General features: G+C 54.2%; 3 protein-coding genes. 2 read left to right on the top strand and 1 reads right to left on the bottom strand.

The window, feature by feature from the left end; translation table 11 throughout:
* Positions 1-1,456 (bottom strand): Na(+)/H(+) antiporter NhaB (gene nhaB, locus LD28_RS0110680; protein ID WP_033136951.1); only part of this gene is annotated, 1,456 nt, incomplete at its 3' end.
* A gap of 367 nt (positions 1,457-1,823) precedes the next feature.
* Between nhaB and fadR the strand changes: the two genes are divergently transcribed.
* Both fadR and LD28_RS22250 read left to right on the top strand, forming a co-directional pair.
* A complete protein-coding gene (gene fadR, locus LD28_RS0110675) occupies positions 1,824-2,537 on the top strand; it encodes a fatty acid metabolism transcriptional regulator FadR (RefSeq protein ID WP_033136950.1) in 714 nt (237 codons plus the stop codon).
* Between the two features lie 264 nt (positions 2,538-2,801).
* Complete coding sequence (locus LD28_RS22250; RefSeq protein ID WP_005336889.1) at positions 2,802-2,942, top strand: TIGR02808 family protein; 141 nt, start codon at positions 2,802-2,804, stop codon at positions 2,940-2,942.
* The last annotated feature ends 213 nt before the right edge of the window (positions 2,943-3,155 follow it).

Below are 3,155 nucleotides of genomic sequence, written 5' to 3'. Positions count from 1 at the left end.
CCAGGGTATAGGGCAGCGCCATCCAGACCATGCGGCCATAGGAGAGGCGCAGCAGCGGAGCCAGTGCCGAGGTGAGCAGGAACAAGAAGGCAGCCTGACCATTGGGGGTGGCAACCGAGGGCAGGTTGGTACCGGTGTTGATGGCCACGGCCAGCAGATCAAACTGTTCGCGGCTGATGGCGCCATTGAGCAGGGCGGTCTTTACCTCGTTGATATAGACGGTACCGACAAAGACGTTGTCACTGACCATGGAGAGGAGGCCGTTAGCCACATAGAAGAGGGTCAACTGCTGTTCCGGTTCGGCCGAGAGCACCCAGTGGATCACCGGTTTGAACAGCTCCTGATCGATGATCACCGCCACCACGCTGAAGAAGACTGCCAGCAGGGCCGTGAAGGGGAGTGCCTCTTCAAACGCCTTGCCCAGCGCATGCTCTTCGGTAATGCCGGTTAGCGAGGTGGCCAGCACGATGACTGAGAGGCCGATCAGGCCAACGGCCGCAAGGTGCATGGCCAGACCGACGATCAGCCAGACTGCAATCAATGCCTGAACGATCAGTTTGGCTTTGTCCTGGGGCGTGCGTTTTGCCTCTTCGTAGCGGTTGTACTCCTCCATGATGGACCGCACTGTGTCCGGCAGGCGGGCACCATAGCCAAACCAGCGGAACTGCTCCACCAGCATGCAGGTGAGCAGGCCACAGATAAAGACAGGGATTGTTACAGGGGACATGCGAATGGCAAATTCGCCGAAGTGCCAGCCCGCCTGCTCGCCGATGATAAGGTTTTGCGGCTCGCCCACCAGGGTACAGACACCACCCAGGGCGGTACCGATGGCCGCATGCATCATCAGGCTGCGCAGGAAGGCACGAAAGTCGTCGAGATCCTGGCGATTGAGTTCGGTCACTTCCTGGTCATTGCTATGGTCGTGGGGGTTGCCAAACTCCTTGCCGGAAGAGACCTTGTGGTAAATGGCATAGAAGCCGGTGGCCACGCTGATCACCACGGCAATCACGGTGAGGGCATCAAGGAAAGCGGACAAGAACGCGGAGACCAGACAGAAAGAGAGGGAGAGCAGGATCTTGGATCGGACCCCGATCAGCAGCTTGGTAAAAACATAGAGCAGCAACTGCTTCATGAAATAGATGCCTGCCACCATGAACACCAGCAGCAGCAATACCTCGATATTGGCAACCAGCTCATGTTTGACCTGATCGGCGGAGGTCATGCCGATCAGCACCGCTTCGATGGCCAGCAGACCGCCGGGTTGCAGGGGGTAGCACTTGAGGGCCATGGCGAGGGTGAAGATAAACTCGACGATCAGCAACCATCCTGCGATGAAAGGATCGAAATGGAAGGCAATCGGATTGATCACCAAAAACAACAAAATGGCGTTTTTATACCACTGTGGCGCATTGCCCAAGAAGTTCTTGGCAAATGCCTGCCCTAGGCTTATAGGCATGATGATGGGTCTCGGGGTTGTGGTCATGGTCTGCATCTATGCAGTGATGTTTGGCTGTCCGGATGGTGGCCTTTATCAAGGTAGTTCCACGTGATTTTAATCAAAAATCGGACCGATTATAAATAATGGTTGGTGGAATTGCGGCCAAGTGGTTGTTTTGTAACCACAATGATTGCTGCAATTGTGACCATGTGATGGTTTTATAATCCGCATGGGTGGTGCTGGCTGACTCTGATTGGGTGATTAAATACAAATTCATAACACTATATTCGCCAGATGTGAGCAGAGGACTGACCTTATGCTTGCCACCCTTCCTTGCTTTGATATCATTCGTCAGCCTTTTTACGTATTACAACAGAGTCATTTCATGGTCATAAAAGCGCAGAGCCCAGCAGGGTTTGCCGAGGAATACATTATCGAGTCCATCTGGAACAATCGCTTTCCTCCCGGATCTATTCTGCCCGCCGAGCGTGAATTGTCCGAGTTGATCGGGGTGACACGGACCACATTGCGCGAAGTACTGCAGCGTTTGGCCCGTGATGGCTGGTTGACCATACAGCATGGCAAGCCGACCAAGGTGAACAATTTCTGGGAAACCTCCGGCCTCAATATTCTGGAGACGTTGGCCCGTCTGGATCAGGACAAGGTGCCGGATCTGGTGGCCCAGCTGCTCTCCGCCCGTACCCACATCTGCACCATCTTCATCCGTGGGGCGATCCGCCACAATCCGGAGCAGGCCGCCGAGATCCTGCGTGGCGCCGATGGGGTCGAGAACAACGCACAAGCCTATGCCGAGTTCGATTATCGCCTGCATCACCAGCTGGCGTTTGCCTCCGGCAATCCGATCTACGCCCTGATCCTGAACGGTTTCAAAGGGTTGTATAGCCGGGTCGGCAGTTACTATTTCTCCGACAAGCAGGCTCGCGAGACCGCAGATGCCTACTACAAGACCCTGCTCAATCTGGCCGAGACCAAGAACCACGACGCCGTGTTCATGACGGTCCGTCAGTACGGTATCGAGTCCGGCAAGCTATGGACCCGCCTGCGTCAGGATATGCCAAGCGATCTGTGCGACAACTGATCCCTTGCCTGTTCTGTCCAATAAACGCGCCATCCGGCGCGTTTTTTTATCTTGCCGTGTTTGTGTCTATCCTTGATTGGTGTGGTAATTGCTTGAACTGCATGGATATTTGGCCAAAAAGCTTGATCCAGCGCAAATGAACCCTGCATTTATCACTTTGGTGGCATAGGACCCAACCGCTGATTGAGGTCAAATGGTGGCATCAAGAGCGGAGCCAATATCCGCCAGAAGGAACACACCTTTCACCGGATGAAGGACACAACAATGAGTCTTCTTGAACACACCATCTGGACAGTACTGGGATACGGGGCCATGCCCTTTATCTTTCTGAGCGGATTCGTAGCCGTGGCAGTGACCTGTTGCCTGCTGCTTAACGCGTTCGGAGTACAGTCCGCCGAGAAGTGAGTCGCTTCTCCATGCCGCCAAATGCCAGTCTTCGGACTGGCATTTGTTTTTTGTGTCTTTTAAAGCACTTATCCCGGCAGGGAAGGGGAAATCTTTGGTCAGGATGGTCGAACCTGCCGCTGATTTTGATTACACTGGCGCCCGTATTTCCCACTCACCCTTCTCTTATTCAGGTGTTCAAGGTTTTCTATGGCTCTCAAGGCAACCGTATTC

Source organism: Aeromonas finlandensis, from assembly GCF_000764645.1.
GTDB lineage: Bacteria > Pseudomonadota > Gammaproteobacteria > Enterobacterales > Aeromonadaceae > Aeromonas > Aeromonas finlandensis.
Note: the sequence above shows the minus strand (reverse complement) of the source record. Positions and strands in the feature narration are given on the sequence as shown.